Origin of the sequence: Cyclobacterium amurskyense (assembly GCF_001050135.1) — a bacterium.
Taxonomy (GTDB): domain Bacteria; phylum Bacteroidota; class Bacteroidia; order Cytophagales; family Cyclobacteriaceae; genus Cyclobacterium; species Cyclobacterium amurskyense.
This window is the reverse complement of the sequence record NZ_CP012040.1, coordinates 1,835,643-1,852,797: the sequence shown is the minus strand read 5'-3', so window position 1 is coordinate 1,852,797 and position 17,155 is coordinate 1,835,643. Positions and strand designations below refer to the sequence as shown.

The 17,155-nt window shown below is 38.9% G+C and carries 14 protein-coding genes; 1 reads left to right on the top strand and 13 read right to left on the bottom strand.

Features of this window, described 5'->3' with window-relative positions; genetic code table 11:
* Positions 1 to 10 precede the first annotated feature (10 nt).
* Together CA2015_RS07510 and CA2015_RS07505 are read right to left on the bottom strand one after the other, a co-directional pair.
* Positions 11 to 1,165, bottom strand: a complete 1,155-nt coding sequence (locus tag CA2015_RS07510) for a methionine aminotransferase (protein WP_048641352.1) — start codon at positions 1,163 to 1,165, stop codon at positions 11 to 13.
* Positions 1,166 to 1,213: 48 nt separating this feature from the next.
* Positions 1,214 to 1,681, bottom strand: a complete 468-nt coding sequence (locus CA2015_RS07505; protein ID WP_048641351.1) for a GlcG/HbpS family heme-binding protein — start codon at positions 1,679 to 1,681, stop codon at positions 1,214 to 1,216.
* A 104-nt stretch (positions 1,682 to 1,785) separates the two neighbouring features.
* Here CA2015_RS07505 and CA2015_RS07500 point away from each other — a divergent pair, with 104 nt between their 5' ends.
* Entirely contained in the window at positions 1,786 to 2,208 is a 423-nt protein-coding gene (locus CA2015_RS07500; RefSeq protein WP_048641350.1) for a secondary thiamine-phosphate synthase enzyme YjbQ, read from the top strand.
* Between the two features lie 86 nt (positions 2,209 to 2,294).
* Here CA2015_RS07500 and CA2015_RS07495 read toward each other — a convergent pair whose 3' ends face one another.
* From CA2015_RS07495 to CA2015_RS07445, 11 genes are all read right to left on the bottom strand, one after another.
* Positions 2,295 to 3,602, bottom strand: coding sequence for an apiosidase-like domain-containing protein (locus CA2015_RS07495; protein ID WP_048641349.1), 1,308 nt, complete (start codon positions 3,600 to 3,602; stop codon positions 2,295 to 2,297).
* Positions 3,599 to 4,483 carry an alpha/beta hydrolase gene (locus CA2015_RS07490; RefSeq protein ID WP_240477942.1) on the bottom strand — a complete coding sequence of 295 codons (885 nt, stop codon included), beginning with the start codon at positions 4,481 to 4,483 and terminating at the stop codon, positions 3,599 to 3,601. Before CA2015_RS07490 ends, CA2015_RS07495 begins: the two co-directional genes overlap by 4 nt.
* Before the next feature lie 58 nt (positions 4,484 to 4,541).
* The gene (locus CA2015_RS07485; protein ID WP_048641348.1) at positions 4,542 to 5,873 is read right to left on the bottom strand and encodes an FGGY-family carbohydrate kinase; all 1,332 of its coding nucleotides are present in this window, start codon (positions 5,871 to 5,873) and stop codon (positions 4,542 to 4,544) included.
* Between the two features lie 36 nt (positions 5,874 to 5,909).
* Positions 5,910 to 7,193 (bottom strand): sugar isomerase, encoded by a 1,284-nt coding sequence (locus CA2015_RS07480; protein ID WP_048641347.1) that lies wholly within the window; start codon positions 7,191 to 7,193, stop codon positions 5,910 to 5,912.
* A gap of 9 nt (positions 7,194 to 7,202) precedes the next feature.
* A complete protein-coding gene (locus CA2015_RS07475; RefSeq protein ID WP_048641346.1) occupies positions 7,203 to 9,311 on the bottom strand; it encodes a bifunctional rhamnulose-1-phosphate aldolase/short-chain dehydrogenase in 2,109 nt (702 codons plus the stop codon).
* A gap of 555 nt (positions 9,312 to 9,866) precedes the next feature.
* Positions 9,867 to 10,772: an alpha/beta hydrolase gene (locus CA2015_RS07470; protein WP_048641345.1), complete on the bottom strand. Its 906-nt coding sequence runs from the start codon at positions 10,770 to 10,772 to the stop codon at positions 9,867 to 9,869.
* 397 nt (positions 10,773 to 11,169) lie between these two features.
* The gene (locus CA2015_RS07465; RefSeq protein ID WP_048641344.1) at positions 11,170 to 12,258 is read right to left on the bottom strand and encodes a hypothetical protein; all 1,089 of its coding nucleotides are present in this window, start codon (positions 12,256 to 12,258) and stop codon (positions 11,170 to 11,172) included.
* Positions 12,239 to 12,823 (bottom strand): hypothetical protein, encoded by a 585-nt coding sequence (locus CA2015_RS07460; RefSeq protein WP_084011692.1) that lies wholly within the window; start codon positions 12,821 to 12,823, stop codon positions 12,239 to 12,241. Before CA2015_RS07460 ends, CA2015_RS07465 begins: the two co-directional genes overlap by 20 nt.
* A gap of 43 nt (positions 12,824 to 12,866) precedes the next feature.
* Positions 12,867 to 14,285: a phytoene desaturase family protein gene (locus CA2015_RS07455; RefSeq protein ID WP_048641342.1), complete on the bottom strand. Its 1,419-nt coding sequence runs from the start codon at positions 14,283 to 14,285 to the stop codon at positions 12,867 to 12,869.
* A 662-nt stretch (positions 14,286 to 14,947) separates the two neighbouring features.
* The gene (locus CA2015_RS07450) at positions 14,948 to 16,276 is read right to left on the bottom strand and encodes a hypothetical protein (RefSeq protein WP_048641341.1); all 1,329 of its coding nucleotides are present in this window, start codon (positions 16,274 to 16,276) and stop codon (positions 14,948 to 14,950) included.
* 35 nt (positions 16,277 to 16,311) lie between these two features.
* A complete protein-coding gene (locus tag CA2015_RS07445) occupies positions 16,312 to 17,028 on the bottom strand; it encodes a hypothetical protein (RefSeq protein ID WP_048641340.1) in 717 nt (238 codons plus the stop codon).
* Positions 17,029 to 17,155: the final 127 nt, after the last annotated feature.

Below are 17,155 nucleotides of genomic sequence, written 5' to 3'. Positions count from 1 at the left end.
TTTAAATGATTTATAATTTACATAATAAGGCTGCGGCTTTGTCCAGGATGTCATCGTCCTTCGCAAAACAAAACCTTAACAATTTATCATCTCTTTTTTCTTTGTAAAAAACAGAAACGGGAACAGAGGCGACCTTGATTTCTTTGGTCAATCTGATAGCCAAATCGTAATCGTATTCGTCTGTGATTTTTTCATAAGATACGATTTGAAAAAAACTTCCTTTAGAGGGTTTCAATGTAAACCTGGATCCGCTCAAAGCATCATTGAACCGGTCTCTTTTACGCTGATAAAATTCAGACAACTGCTCGTAGTGTTCTGGTAGCTTAAGAAAGTCCGCCAGCGCAAATTGCATTGGAGACACCGTGCAGAAAGTGATGTATTGGTGTATGCGTTGGAATTCCTTGGTCAGGGCAGCAGGGGCTAGGCAATAGCCGATTTTCCATCCCGTGACATGATAGGTTTTTCCTACAGAATTACAAATAAAAGCTTTCTCTTTTAACTCTGGATGACACATCATGGAATGATGTATTTCTCCATCATAAACGATGTGCTCGTAAACTTCATCGCTAATAATATAGATGTCCTTGTCACGAATAATTTCTGCCAGGTTATTGAGGTCTTCTTTGCTAAATACGGTCCCTACAGGATTGTGGGGTGTATTGACAATAATGGCCTTTGTCTTGGGAGATATTTTGGCTTTTACTTTTTCCCAATCGATTTTAAAATCTGGCGCATCCAAGGTTACAAATATTGGAATGCCGCCATTAAGGTCGATGGCTGGAACATAGCTGTCATAGGCCGGTTCGAGTACGATCACCTCATCCCCTGGGTAAACAACTGCAGTGACCGCACAAAATATGGCCTCGGTGGCTCCTGATGTAACGGTCACTTCTGTTTCAGGATCATAAGAAACCCCGTAGACTCTGGCAGTTTTTTCAGCTATGCTTTCCCTGAAAACAGGTGCGCCAGACATAGGTGCATATTGGTTATAACCATTTTTCAAATAGTGGCATACCAATTCACTAAGTTTCGGAGAACAATCGAAACTTGGAAAGCCCTGAGATAAATTGTATGCGCCCTCATCCGTAGCAAGTTTGGACATTACCGTAAAAATGGTAGTGCCAACATAAGGTAATTTTGAGGGTAAATTTTTTCCTTTTGTCATAATTAATAAAAGTCCATCAGAAAATATTTTGGACCGGAAATACAAAGTTTATTTAAAAGCAGCAACTCCAGCTCCAGCTATAATTCCATCTTCTGGAGGGGCTGCTCCACTCACGCCAATGGCGCCTATGAACTGATCTCCTGAAATTATAGGAAGTCCGCCCTCCATGGCCAATACACCTGGCAGACTTAAAATATTTAATCTACCCTCTGCTACCATGTCTTCAAATTCCTTGGTTGATCTCTTAAATTTTATTGCGGTTTCACTTTTTTCTAGTGCTACATCTATGCTTCCGGCTTGGGTACCATCCATTCTTTTTAGTAGCACTAAATCTCCACCAGCGTCAACTATGGAAATAACGACAGTCCAATTGTTGGCCTTGGCTTTTGCTTCTGCAGCATTGGCGATTGTTTGGGCATCTTTTAGCGATAGGACTCTGGTGGTTTGTTGCGCGTTCGCAGAATAACTTACTACGGTGAATAACAATATTAAAAATGATAATGTTAGCTTCTGCATCGTTGAGAGATTAGGTTCTAAAATGTTTAATCTTAAATATAATTAATAAACTGCAATTCTTAAATTTTTTATATTTGAGGATGGATTTTAAGCTGATTTAATTTATGAAAACCTATCAAAAAGAAATCAATTTGCCCGCCTATAGAAGGGGTTTTCACCTCATAACCAGACATATTGTGGATAACTTTCAGGATTTAAAAAAAATCGAAAAAGGATGGCTTCAGGTGTGGATAAAGCATACTTCTGCAGGATTAACGATCAATGAGAATGCGGATCCTTCTGTAAGAGTGGACTTTGAAACCTTTACTAACTACCTGATTCCTGAGGATTATCCCCACTTTGTTCATACTATGGAAGGGCCAGATGATATGCCAGCGCACCTAAAATCAAGCATTTTTGGCGTTTCAGTGCAAATTCCTATCACAAGAGGGAGGTTGAACCTTGGCACATGGCAAGGGATTTACCTTGGAGAATTTCGAAACTATGGTGGTGAGAGGAGTCTAGTGCTTACTGCGATGGGAGAATGAAGTTTTTAATAAAATGTTCTATAAAAACGGCATTTTATTACTTTATCCACAATTTTATCCACTTAAAATTGACAACTGATTAAAATTCAAGAGCTTGTATAGTGCCATTGGTCCCTTTGCTTGTTTGATAGAATTAAAAGTAACCAATCCTGAAGCCTGTTTGGGGAATAAAAGGTGTTTGAACCTTTTGCTTTAGTGGGAGTAACTCTACCGTTTTGGGGATTAATCCAATAGACAGCACTATTGTTTAAAATTCCTTTTTTTATTTTCAGTTTTATTTTGCTGCCTGTAGATTGGTAAATCAATAAGCAACTTTGGTCTGAGGTACTCAGTGCCAATTTTGGAGGACTGAATGGCCAATTTATTCCAGCGAATATTTGCCTTGTAGCATGCATTTGTTGCCAAGGTAAGCTTTCGAATATACTTCTTAAAATTCCCATCTGTCTGGCACCAGGGAGATCTAAAGCTTCCTGCCAGGAAAGGTGGGCGCCAAATAATGGAGTTGATTCCGCAGTGTTCATTTGCCAGACTTCATTGCAGCCATAAGTGTACCCGGCAGCGCCAGACAGCATGCTCCAATAGGCGGACAACCTGACATCGGCAGCATCCAGCCGTTGGAAATTCCATTTGTTTAAAAGGTTGGGGATGTTTTCATAACCTGGTTCACCATTGATAACCGGTCTCACTGGCTGCCTGTTTCTGGCCTTGTTCACGAAGGTGTATTCCCGGAAATTTTTCTGGTGCCTGGACTGGAACATGTCTACTTGTAGCCATGTGGATTTACCAAAAATATCACTGGCTATCACACCACCGTTGGGATGGTAAGTGATCAGGCTGTCCTTGTCAAATTCACGGATTCCCATAGCCATTTGTTCAATAATGGCCTCATCTTCTTTGTCCTGAGGTACCCTGTCTCCACCCAAAACCCAGACGATATGTTGGTGCTTGGCATATCGCTTAGCCAAACTAGCACCGAAGGCTCTGGCGTTTTCAGGTGTGAAAACTTCAGGACCAGTGCCCCATTTTTTATTGAACTTATCCCCCCAGGTAGGAAGTAGGGCAAGGTAAAGTCCCATTTCATTAGCCAACTCTATTATCTTATCTACATGGCTGAAATAAGCTTCATTTGGTTGGGAGGGGTCTAAGTCTTTTAATGGGAGATCTCCATTGGCATTGGGTACCGTGAGGCCATCCAATTCAGCTAATATTACAGTCTGAATTATAGTAAAACCTTTCTCTATCCGGTTTTGAAAATACAATTGTGTTTCCGCTAAGGATAACTTATGGATAAGCTCCCAAGCGGTATCTCCCAGCCAGAAGAATGGTTCTCCATTTTGATTGACCAAGAAACGGCTATTTTCGCCAACTTTAAGTGCTGGCAAATTCATTTTCATTGTAAATGTTTCATCCAGTTAATACAGCTATTTGGCCAATCTTTTTGTGTGCCTTCTTTGTTGAGAGAGAGAGAGTATCCATGCTGTCCTAAAGGGTACAAGTGCATCTCAACTGGGATTTTTTTAGCCACAAGACCTTCATAAAACATTAGGCTGTGCTTAACAGGTACCCCCGTATCATCCTGTGAATGAAAAATAAAGGTAGGGGGGGTGTCTGATCTAATTTGTTCTTCGTTGCTGAAATAATTTACCCATTTGGCTTCAGGGGTTTTGCCTATGAGGCTATTTCTTGAACCAATATGTGTGAATTTTTCATTAAAGGATATTACCGGATAGCCCAATATCATAAAATCTGGTCGGCAAGATTGCTGCAAAATAGGATCATCTGATCCAGGGTTACCAGAATCAAAGTGAGTACCTAACGTTGATGCCAGATGTCCTCCAGCCGAAAAGCCCATAATACCAATCTTGTCAGGGTCTATGTTCCATTCTTCAGCATGATGCCTTACCAATCTAATGGCCTGTTGTCCGTCAGACATAGGTACAAGGTGGGGACTCGTTTGTGTTATAGCTGAAGGCAGCCTGTATTTCAAAACGATTCCAGCTATGCCATGACTGTTTAACCATTTGGCTATATCAGTCCCTTCCCAATCATAGGCCAAAATACCATATCCTCCACCAGGACAGATGATTACTGCTTGCCCGTTTGCTGAGCTTTTTGATGGTAAAAAGACTTGTATCTGAGGGGTTTGAACATTACTGATTCGGACAATTCCTTCACTCTTACTTACTTCTTTTACTTGGGTAACCTTTTGAAATGGAATTTCCCCAGGATATAGGTCCATAATGAGCGATTGATTTTGGGCACTTACTGATCCCATTATTAAAACGAAACAAAAAACAAGAAAAAACTGGTTCATTGATATTGGTTTGTTTAGATTATTTAAAAGCATTCAACATCAGAGCTGCCCCATAAGCTGATCCTAAAGGGAAATCTGAAACTTCAAGTTCATATCCTTCTAGTAGAGCATTTAAAAAACGGATAAATACCTTATTGTGGACAAAACCACCATCAATATACACTTTTTTTGTAGTTGTTGCACCTTTAGCAAGCATCAAAGAGGCTACTTGCATCCGGACTAGCCCAAAAATTAAATGGTGAAAAGCTTCCTCATAATTTGAAAAGGCCGCGATGTCCCAATTGTTTTCGGGGAATATCTCTGCCACCATCGGTGTTCTAGCAATTGTTTCAGGATAAAATGTTCCTGCAAGCTCCCCATTAAGCAATTGGCTTACTAATTTTTCATCAGGACTGATGCCTTTGTAAAATTTGGGCTCTTTACCAAAGACATTGTTCATTTTGGCCAGCTGATGATCCAATTCGTAGCCAAGGAAAAACCTACTGGCTTTAACTGTTTTGCCATGAATAGACAAGAAATTCAAGCAGTCATTTTGTAATTCTTGATAAGTCAGCTCTCGTTTAGGGAAAGGGTTGAGCGAAATGCTCCAGGTACCTGTAGAAATAAGCAGAAAAGGTTCCTTTATTTTTATAAGGTAAGAGGCCAAAGCAGATGAGCTGTCATGAATGCCTACGCCTATTTGTACTTTTTGGCCACAAATTTCTTTCTCAAAGCTATGCGTGGTGGGTACTTGTCGGGGTAATTTCTCAGCAATTCCTTCTTCATATACCCATTGGTGGTAGTCTCCTTTGGGGAAATCCCACAACTTGGTGTGGCAGCCAATTGAGGTAGGTTCAGTTACTATTTCTCCGGTAAAGAGATAGGAGATGTACTGAGGAAGGTGTAAGGAGTATTTAATTTTTTTGAATACCTCAGGTTTTTTTCTCTTAAGCCAATACAACTGTAAACCAGAATTCAGCATCCCAAGTGTGGGGGAAGCGGTGGTTTGATTGATGCTCTCTTCAGGGTATTTGGCATAAAACTCCTGATGAACATCCTCAGGAAAATCCTTAAGGTAATTGTAAATTGGGGTTACGGGTTTGCCATCTTCACCTATAGAAACGAAGGTGGCGCCATAAGTAGAGAAATTTAATGCCTTGATCTCATATTGAGGATCCTTGCACAATTTCTCTACATTTTCTTTGGCCCATTTTGTGATTTTTTCTAAATCATCACACTCAAATCCGTCGTCATCTTTAATCGTCGGAAATTGTACATATTCTTCTTTAATCTCATTCAGATTTTCATCAAAGAGAAAAAATTTCTTATTTGTTTTTCCTATATCAAAGATGGCGGTTACCGGAATGGGCATTGTATTTTAGTATTTTATTGAATGGATTGATTTAACTTATAGACCGGTAGCAAGTGATTTGGCACCTCTTTCTTTGATCAGGGTTTTTCTCACAGCCAGGTCTCGGTATACTTCTACAGGATAGATGGCCGCCTCGGCTTGAAGCCTTGCTTCTGCGATTAAAGGCCTTAAATCTGTTCTAAAGGAATTTTGCAAGATTTCCTGTGCCAGCACAGCATCATTTTCCGCTCTTGCATTTTCCAATGCAACTCTATCTACCGTCAATGCCTGTGCATAAGCCAATTGTATGGCTTCAACTGATTGAAGCAAATCTTCCATTGGGTCTTTTAGGTTATGACTGGCATCTATCATCCATGCAGGAGAAGGATTTTTGGATGTTTTATCTTCCATTCCCTCAACCAATTCGTTGAATATTAGAAACAATTGGTAAGGTTTCATGGCGCCTACCGTCAGGTCGTCATCACCAAATTTGGAATCATTAAAATGGAACCCACCTAATTTTCCTTGCATCATTAGGGTCGCTACTATTTGCTCAATATTTGTGTTGGGCAGATGGTGACCTAAATCTACCAAGGTAAATGCCTTTTCTCCCAATTGGGAAGCCAATAAATGCGAGGTTCCCCAATCCTGAATTACCGTATGGTAAAAGTTTGGCTCGTAAGGCTTGTACTCCACAAACATTTTCCAATCTGATGGAAGCCCCTGATAAATGGCTTTTAGGGAATCCAGTGTGTTTTGAAGGGCTTTCCGGAAATTCATTTGTCCTGGAAAGGAAGATCCATCTGCTAGCCAAACTGTTAAAGCTTTAGAACCGAGCTGGTCCCCATATTTAATTACCTCAAGGTTATGGTCAACAGCCTGTTGCCTTACTTTAGCATCTGCATGACACAAAGAGCCAAACTTGTAAGAGTGCTCCTGATCAGGTTGATCCTGAAAGGTGTTGGAATTGACCGCGTCGAAAAGTAAGTTGTGAGAGGTGGCATGGGCCTTTACAGCATCAATATCGCCAGGGATGTCCCAAGGAATGTGTAGGGAAATAGCACCAGATCCTGCATTTAACGCATGGATTAGGCCTACATCATCTATTTTTTCTTCAAGCGACCTTGGTTCTCCTCCTCCAGGGAATCTACCAAATCGAGTTCCTCCAGTGCCAAGGGCCCAGCTAGGAATGGCGATTTGAAAATCCTGGATCTTTTTAATTAAAAGACTAGTGTCAAGACCTTTGGTACTTAATTTATTGCTTAGATACTCAAAACTCTCCCGGTGATCCGGGAGAGCTCTGTTATTTATTGTATTGATTTGATTTTTATCAATTCTCATGGTAATACATTATCTGACAAAGGCAGCAGCAACTCCTCCATCTACGTTTAAGATATTTCCGGTACTCTTGCTCAAATGACCTCCAACGAAAGCAAAAACGCCATTGGCAATGTCATCTACCGATATGATTTCATTCATGATCGTGCGCTTGGCATAGAATGCAGGAAGTTCTTCAACGGTGATTCCGTAAGCTTTGGCTCTGCCTTTGGCCCATTCGCCTTCCCATATTTTACTACCTTCAATCACTGCGTCAGGGTTGACTACATTCACTCGGATCTTGTCTGGGCCAAGCTCAGCTGCAAGCAATCTGCTCATGTGTACCTGAGCTGCTTTGGCAGTACCATACCCTACGTTATTAGGTCCTGAAACCAAGGCATTTTTACTGGCAATATTAACGATGTCTCCACCTTTATCCTGAGCTCTTAATATCGCAACAGCTGCCTTAGATACAGCAAATTGTCCTTTTACCAATACAGATTGAAGAATATCCCAATCTTTTTCAGTGGTTTGTGCAATTGGTTTAGAGATGGCCAAGCCAGCACAGTTTACGATGATGTCAACACCACCAAATTTAAGACAAGCAGCTTTAAGGGCTTTTTCTATGTCTTCCATATTGGTTACATCCATCAAGGCTCCTGAACCAGTATCTTTGCCATAAGTAGCAAGGGCTTTGTCAAGGTTGTCTTTGTTGATGTCTGTGATAAATACACAGGCACCTTCTTCAGCCATTTTATCAGCAATGGCTTTACCGATTCCACCAGCACCACCGGTTACGAATGCTACTTTTCTGGAAAGAGGTTGTTCTTTAGGCATTCTTTGAAGTTTGGCTTCTTCCAATAACCAGTACTCAATGTCAAATGCTTCTTGCAATGGCAAAGAAACGTAGGAAGAAACAGCTTCGGCACCCTTCATTACATTGATGGCATTCGTGTAAAATTCACTTGCCACCCTTGCAGTTTGTTTGTTCTTAGCGTAGGAGAACATACCTACTCCTGGCCATAAAATAACTACTGGATTAGAATCCCTTATACCAGGACTGTTGTCACGTTTGTGGTCATTGTAATATTTGGTATAATATTGTCTGTAGGCTTCAAATTCTTTTTCAAGATAAGCCTTAATCTCTGTCATGTCAGAAAGGTCCGTATCAGGAGCAATTTCCAATACTAGAGGTCTGATTTTGGTTCTTAGGAAGTGATCAGGACAGCTTGTTCCTAGTGGAGCAAGTTTTTCAAGGTCATTGCTATTGATGAATTCCAATACTCTTTCATCATCTGAGAAGTGACCTACCATGCGGTTAAAACCTGATGCAAGACCTCTTAAGTGAGGAGCAATGATAGAAGCTTGTTCTCTTCTTTCTTCCGCTGGCAAAGAACTGACTTTCTGTCCACCAAATACGGGACGATCTTTACCATAGTTGTCTTCAAGGTATTGAGAAGCTTTGTCAATTACTTCAAGGCTATTGATATAGCAATCGTAAGCAGTATCTCCCCAAGTGAAAAGACCATGTCCTCCAAGCATAATTCCTCTGATACCAGGATTCGCTTTTAACGCCTTGTCTAATTGAAGCGCAAGGTCGAATCCAGGTCTTTGCCACGGAACCCAGGCAATTTGGCCTTCAAATAACTCATTGGTGATCTTTTCTCCGTCTTTGGCTGCTGCTATTGCAATGGCCGCATCAGGGTGAAGGTGATCGATGTGCTTGAAAGGCAAGACAGCATGCAAAGGGGTATCTATGGAAGGCGCTTTAGAATCCAAGTCATAGATGCAATGGTTGAATAAGGCCACCATTTCATCTTCAAATTCCAAACCTCTGTATACATTTTTAAGAGCAAGTAACTTGTCCATGTACAATCCAGCAAGTCCGCTCCTTTTCAATGTTCCAATGTCTCCACCTGAACCTTTGATCCACATTATTTCGGTATCCTCTTTTGTAAGCGGATCTTTTTCAATGGTTTTACAGCTTGTGTTTCCACCACCATAATTGGTGATTCTAAGATCTGCTCCCAAAATATTAGAGCGATAAAGCAATAGAGCTACTTGATCGTCTCCTAGAGCTTTTGCTTTTTCATCATCCCATAGATAATCTACGTGCTTAAAAGTGTCTTTTGTAATTGCCATATTGTTATTTAATAAATTTAAATTCTATTATTTTATTTAGCGAATATACTTCATTCACTATAATTAACTGTCCTGTTCTATGCTGTTTGGAGAAGAAATTGACCGAATTGGAATGGGTATTAAAGCAAAAAACTATGTTTTTCCCATTAAAAAACAATCGATTTAAATAATTTACTCTTAAAATCAGACAATGATAAGAAATTATTGTTTTTTATTAATTATAATTTTACATGGATTTAGAAAACATGATGATTAACGTCAGAAGATTAGGCCTAGTCTGTTAATGGTTGCATTATCTCCCAAAGGGATGCAAAATTAGTGGCAAAGCTACCTTTTACGATTTTGGCTTGTTTGTCAATGAAAACAATACTCAAAATTAAAAAACGCAAGATGTTCAACACATATCTCACCCTTGTTCTTCGAGTTATCTGATTCCATTACAATACAGCGTAAATAAAAGGCCCTATAAATCAACTACAGGTCTAGCCATTCCAAGCTTCTGATAATCTTGAAAATTTAGCATTGGGCATTTAATTTCTCCAGAGTAGTTACTTATCAATTGACTATTCCGCTTTTATCCATCCAATCAAACAAAGGTTGCATCCACTCTTCGGTAGGTAAACTCAATACAAACCCATGATTCCCTTTTGGGTAGAGGTGCATTTCTGAAAGAATTTCGTTTCGAATTAATGCCTGGTAAAATTGAATACTGTTTTCAACACTAACCACATTGTCATCGCCAGTGTGAGTTAACCATGTTAGTGGAGTATTGGGACCAACTTGCAACTCATTAGAGAACAATAATTTTTGTTCTTCAGAAGGAGCATTTCCAAGTAAATTTTGTTGGGAACCGGGATGGGTTAGCTCGTCTTTCATGCTGATTACAGGATAAATCAAAACCATGAAATCAGGTCTTAAACTAATGTTCTCATCATTTGGTATGTAAGATTTATCAAAGTGGGTTCCGGCCGTAGAAGCCAAGTGTCCACCCGCGGAAAATCCCATAATGCCAATTTTTTCGGGGTCCAATTCCCATTTTGAAGCATTTTGGCGTACCGTTTTAATTGCCTGTTGGGCATCTTGTAAGGGGCCTATTGATTTATCCACCATGATTGAATCACTGGGTAAACGGTATTTCAGTATAAATGCGGCAATTCCCTTGCGTACAAAAGTTTCTGCAATTATGGTTCCTTCTTTAAGATAGCTTTCTCCAGAGTAACCACCACCTGGGCATATAATTACTGCTGCGCCAGTGGCTATTTCTTTATCCGGTTGATAGATGGTCAATGTTGGCTTTGAAACCTTCTGAATCCAAGCAATTTGTCCGTTTTTCTCAGTGACTATTTCTTTCATTGGATACGGCTTGCTGTTGGGAATAGCATCCTGATAGAGGTCTATGATTTGTTGTGCTTCCAAATGCATGGAAACCATTAAAAATAAGATTAAAGCAATTGGTCTCATTTGTTGCTGATAAATATTTAGTCAAGAAGGATTGTTTTTAAAAGTTCAATGTAAAAATAAAAACCATAAAATCTCAAATTGCCTATGTATCAAAATTATTCTTCAGTTTAACTCAGCGCTATTCTTTCAGGAATTGAACTAAGGAAAGCCTATCGCTATTTTCGTTAAACCCGGATTATGTATTAGGATTCGTTAAGAGTGGTGTAATCACAATAAAATCAGGCTATTTGGAGACTGAGTCATAGCACCGCTATGGTGAAGTCGAAAATAGCAACGAAGTAACTGATTTTAAAGTGATTCCATCACGTAATAGAAGGTCTATTTCATATTTCGGGTTTAATCTTTAGCTTGTTAATTTCCAAGATAGGGATAGCTCTAATTTCAGATATCGATTCAATTATTTTTTAGTAAAGAGTCGGCTTGTCTTTTTATTAAAATACAGACGCGCTGATTCTGGTAAAATCATAAATACCGAAGGAATACAAACAATAAATAAGATAGTATGGCGGTGAATTGGGAATGGTCTAGGGTAATAGCCGGAGATTATTATTACAGCTAATAATAGAAAGGCCGTTAAAAAAACCTTTTTATTTCGAATAAAATAGAGTTGAGCTGTTTCTGAAAGCTGTGGTTTATTTTCGAAATAAAAATAAATAATATAGGGAAGTAGAACCAAGACGTGTAGTGTAAAGGGTATGTTAACTGTTAATAACACTCCAAGATGAAAAAGAGCTGCCATTCCCACTGCTCTCAAAAACAAGGCTGACCAAAATATCGTAATTATAAATCCTAATTCAAACAGTAAGGTGCTGTAGTCCAGTGATTTGTAAATAAATAAATTGTTTATTTTTACAAACATTTCATTTAAGTACAAGGGCTCTGCTCCTGAATAAAATCTTCTTAAAATAAAGCCTGCAGTGGTTGAATACGAAAGGTCTAACCATCCTCCAATCAATTTTGGCAAGCCTGCGGTAAAATAACCCCATCCAAGCAAAAATGAAAGATAGGTTAATGGCCAGCCTTTAGGCTTAATTTTCGTATTTTTATTTTTAAGTGAATCTATAGACAATGCCCCTCCCCAGTTGGTGAAAGCCATAATCAAAGGAAAAATCACAGGGAAAATGTTATGGTCAATTTTTCCGTAACTGTAGCTATAGGTAAAACCAAATAGTAAAAGCAATCCGAAAATTATGGAGGATTCCTTGGTTCTAAAACCTACCAACATTGAGACAAAAATAATTCTCAAAACCAAATCGAAAGTCCACCAAAAATTACCTGAAGTAATAGGGCCTATCAATTGAGAAACCCCTGGAGGTGGATCAAAAAATGCTAATTCAAGACTTGAAATCCCAATGAATTGAGGAATCCCAAAAATAAAAAATCCAAGGCAAAACAAAATCCTGGCCAAGCCTAATTGGAAAAAAGTTGGCTTCCATGTATTTAAAAGCCAATTGGTAATTTTTTGGTTAATTAATTGTATGGTCATCAAATTTAAATTCTTTGTGTCTAACAATTTCTCTATTCTGAAACCCATCCACTAAGTGGTAATATTCTTTGTACTCATTAATAATAAAGCCAGTTACCTTATCAGATTCAAATGGTTTTTTTCTAAACATGAGTTCAGGTGCTATTTTGTCTGCTCCTCCTATTACATCGTGTGTTGTCCATTTTTCAAGTGCTTCATGCATTTTAACTCCTCCAGGGATTAAAGAAATTATCCTTCGCTTTTGTTTTTTGGATTCTTCCATTTTTGCTCCTGCATTATTGAAGAAAATAAAGCGCATGTTATTTCGAAATTCAACTAAGTTTTCTGGGTCGAAAATATCCTGTAAATTCCCTTTCCATACTTCTTCGTCATTGTTCATGTAAATGACTTCAAAATAAGTGGCAGGTAAAATGTCATTATTAATGCCACTCCTTGTGAAAGCGGGCATGTTTAGACTTGGGTATGGCTCTCTGACTAGTCTTGCAAATACCATCGATACGAAGAGTAAAATGACGGTAAGGTAGAAGACCAAAGTAATTTTATATTTCTTCAGGAAGTTATTCATCTTGTTTTCCTTTATAAAAAAATTAAAAATTGTACATGGTAACTTAGAATAAATCTTTAATAGCTCTTTTTGCAGCATAATAGCCACCCATTCCATGAACGCCGCCACCCGGTGGAGTGGATGCTGAGCAGATATAATAGTTTTTGAAGGAGGTTCTATAAGGAGATGTCCTTAGTGCGGGTCTCGTAAATATTTGTGACCAGTCCTGTACTCCAGAATTGATATCTCCTCCAATATAGTTTGGGTTATAATTTTCAATCTCCTTGCTATTGAAAGTATGCTTTCCAATTATCGTGTCCTTAAAACCAGGCGCATGTTTCTCTATTTGATCTTCAATAGTGGATGTCATGTTGCGTTCGGACCCTGCAGGTACATGGCAATATGCCCATGCTGTATGATAACCTTCTGGGGAACGTGTATTGTCAAATAGGCTTTGTTGGGATAGAAGGACATAGGGGTTTTCACTGTATTTACCTTCCCAAACTAATTTTTCGGATTTTGTAATGTCTTCCAGCGTACCTCCTAGGTGTACTGTGCCAGCACCCTTGAGCGCTTCGGATTTCCATGGAATAGGTTGTGAAAGTGCGAAATCCATTTTATAAACCCCCATTCCATACCTATATCTACTTAATTGCCACCGATACAATTTGGAGAACTTGTCCCCGGCTATCTTTAATAAATTTTTAGGACTCAGGTCAAACATTACCAATTTTGCGTTAGGAAGTTGACTGTGGTGAGTTATCATTTTCCCTTTTTCAATTTTACCTCCTATGGATAGAAAATAATTAGCTAAAGCATCAGCGAGGGATTGTGAACCTCCTTTTATCATTGGCCAGCCACTATGATGGCCAGCTGCCATCAGTACCATGCCTATAGCCGAAGTAGCTATATTGGTTAGGGGTTGGATACCATGCGCTGCCATCCCTGCCCAAAGTGCCCTGGTATTGGTTTCTTTGAATTTATGTGCAAGTAGGGTGGAGGGTTTAAGTGCATTAATTCCAAATAAACCCAGTTTTATCGGATTTTTTGGAAATTTTAATGGGGATAAAATGTCTGGAGAAAGCGTGTCCCAATGATCGCAAAGTGGTTTTAATAAATCAATATAGGCTTTTTTGTCCTTGCCCAAATGATCTGCAGTTTCAAATAGGGAGCGGTGCAAGGAAACTACGGACCCATCCGGTAGCGGATGACCTGCCAAGGTTTTAGCATGAATAAATTCAAGGCCATATTGGTCAAGTGGCAATGTTTTAAAAAACGGGCCGGCAGCAGCCATGGGATGGATGGCTGAACAAACGTCATGTTTAAAACCAGGAAGGGTAAGTTCCATTGTGCGCATGCCACCACCAATTGTATCCTTACCCTCGATTAGTAGGACATTTAGTCCATGCTTTTGTAAAACAATTGCCGCTGAAAGACCGTTTGGTCCAGATCCTACGACAACGGCATCAAAAGTTGCGTCCATAGTTAAGTATTTATTGCAAAGTTATGGCTTTTTTTAGTTCATTAAAGAAAACATAAGATTATAAGCAGTTGATACAATATTTTTTCATCAGTCAAATTATCTTTTTATGGTTTTAAAATTGAATGTTTTCTTGAAGTCCTGATTATTTCCTTTAGATCCTATTTTAATTGAGGAAAGAGGTTTTTTAAATACCTTTTCTGATGGTAAGTCAGTTGTTTAATATCCTATTTCATCTTTGTTTCTACTATTTTTCCTAATTGATTGGCTGAAATTTCCAAGCCACATTTCTGGCGGTTACTTCCCTCTAGTGGAGAGTTACTGGAATACGGTCAATAAGATGTGCCACCGTACAATTATCAATGTGGGCTTGGGTCTGGATGGAATCTTTTCGCAGTCCATTGACTATTAGCTTTTTGAACCTCTGCCAAACTCGTAATATACCTAAGCATTTATTCTAGATGATTTTCTTGAATTAAAACCTGTATTTTGAGAACGGTTGGTTGCCGCTATTATGAATTTCCACTGGCGTTGTTCTTTCAGGAATTAGGGTGACAAGTATGCTATAGGTAATCTCCCTTCAGGCGAAAGGTGCCAAATCCATATTGATTAAGACCTTACTCATTAAGTGACCTTAAAAGTAAAAGAAAATAAAAAATAGCTTCTTACTTTAAATCAATGGCTAGCCTCATTTCTTTAGGTTGAATAGATAGACTTTCCTGCGTGTACTCAACTTGAAAGCTCGGACCATTTCCTGGAAGTGTAAATTGCCTGAACTTCGTTAAATCGTAAGATCCGCTACCACTTAGCTGGAGGGGAAACTGCATTGATAATGGGGTGAACCCCGCGTAATTCACTGAATTTGCAGCAATAGAAAGTTGAAGGCCACTCTGTTGCCAACTTGTAGTAAAAGGTAAAAACTGATTAAGCACAATATTAATAAGGAATGACATGGAGATGGTCAATGACATTAAAACGGGAGCAAACAAGATGACCCCCAATACGACTAGCATTCCAGATGTTGATATTTGTGTATTTATATCGGCATCATATGTAAAGTCTAATGCAGGCTGATTGGGTGTCCCTGTAATCTTTGGTGTAACTGCAGCACGAAAGGAAATTTTTGCTTTTACTCTGCACCAACATTTTCCACGCTTTGCTTTTAATGACCCTGTAGCTACAATTTTATCTTGTTCAAAAGCTACATGAATGGAGTTCAAGTAGATTTTCCAACGTGAAACACGGAATTGTGAGGGTACCCATCCCTTTGCAAATGCGATTTGAACAGCTGCGCTTATGACCTTCTCGTTCACTACGGCTCCTATACTGGTGTTTGGTGGATTGAAATGTTTCAACTGCTGACCAATACCCATAGCGGGAGCGGTCAAGTTAAAATCTGAAGCTAAAAGAAGAGAAGAAGGAGTAACAGATTTCTGTGCAGTTAGTAAAGGACTGTTAGGTGTATATCGAAGTCCTAAAACACCGAATATATCAATGAGATCCCAAACCAGAATTTCTACACTTCTGATAAGTCTAAAAGCAATCCATATCCCAAAGGATACAAGCGGGGCAATGATCCCGTTCAGGATCCATTTGGCTAGGAAGTGACCCCCTGTAAAAGTAATTTTTATGGATAATGTAGGAGTTATTTTAATGACAATTCCCTTGGGTTGGCCAGCGGAAGTCTTTGAAAGTTGAAGTTCAACATTGTTGATTGTGAATTTCATGGTTGTATTGACAAGCTGAATTCCAAAAAGCTTTAATTTGAAATCTGCCAGCGCTTGTAAATCTGTTACTACGCCACCAAGTGGGGCTGGATCTTCCAGGTCCAGAATTTCCAAATCTTTAACTTTAGCTTCAAAGGAACCAATGCTTCCTAGATTTGCTTGGTAAAGCAATTGGGTCTGTAAAGTTTGTAAAAACTTATCTAGCACAAGATTGATAACGGGTTGATTTATTTCGAGTGCTAATGTAAAGCCTGCTGCCCACGACATATCGTTTTGCCTTTAAGGTTTGTCTTAAATTCCCTCTATATAGGATTTAATGGTACTTCTCGAGCATCATCGGTGTCGAAATTGTCATCACTTTCATTACAATATTCTTCATAGATCAACTCCAGTTTTTCCATTCCATAAAATTGAGTTTGCCCTGTGACAATTGCATAGAAAATTTCTTCATTTACTGGCAAGCCTTCTTCTTCAAGAAGCAACTCATCGGTTAAAATGACTGCGATTTCAGCAGTTACTTCAACGTTGAGGAATTCAGAGAAAAAACGCACATGATCCGCCATAAAGATATGCCCATTTCTTGTTCTGGCGTTGACTACATTTACTAGCCTTTTTCTTAAATCGTCTTCCAATGCATTTTTATTGTTTGCGAGGACTCTCTTAAATATAGAAATCCATAAGTCCCAGCTAAAAGCTTTTTCTAAACCATCTACAGTGGAGAAATCCAAAGTCATATTTATTTCTCCATAGCCCTCTTTACCAACTTCGGTAGAAAATATCAATTCGTGGTCAAGTGATTTTCCCTCCAACAAATCCTGATTTAGCCCTAAGTTTGCAATGTCTATTTTGACTGTTTTATTGGTAATTCCATCTAGATTCCATGTAACTTTTTTAAGTTCACAAGTTTTTATAGCCGTGATGTTCAATGAAATTTTTAGTTCTTCACCCGGTTGTATAACGGATGGGTATGCACATGATATTTGGAAAAAATTGTTTGTATGGTAGGTTGTGATAAGCATGACATTGGACGTATGGTTCACAGGAAGCTTACTTCAAAGTAAAAAAAAATATTAGAATTTGCAAATGAAAAGTCAATTAATTCACTCATTTAAAGGGGTTTAAATGGATATTTGAAAAAAATGATAT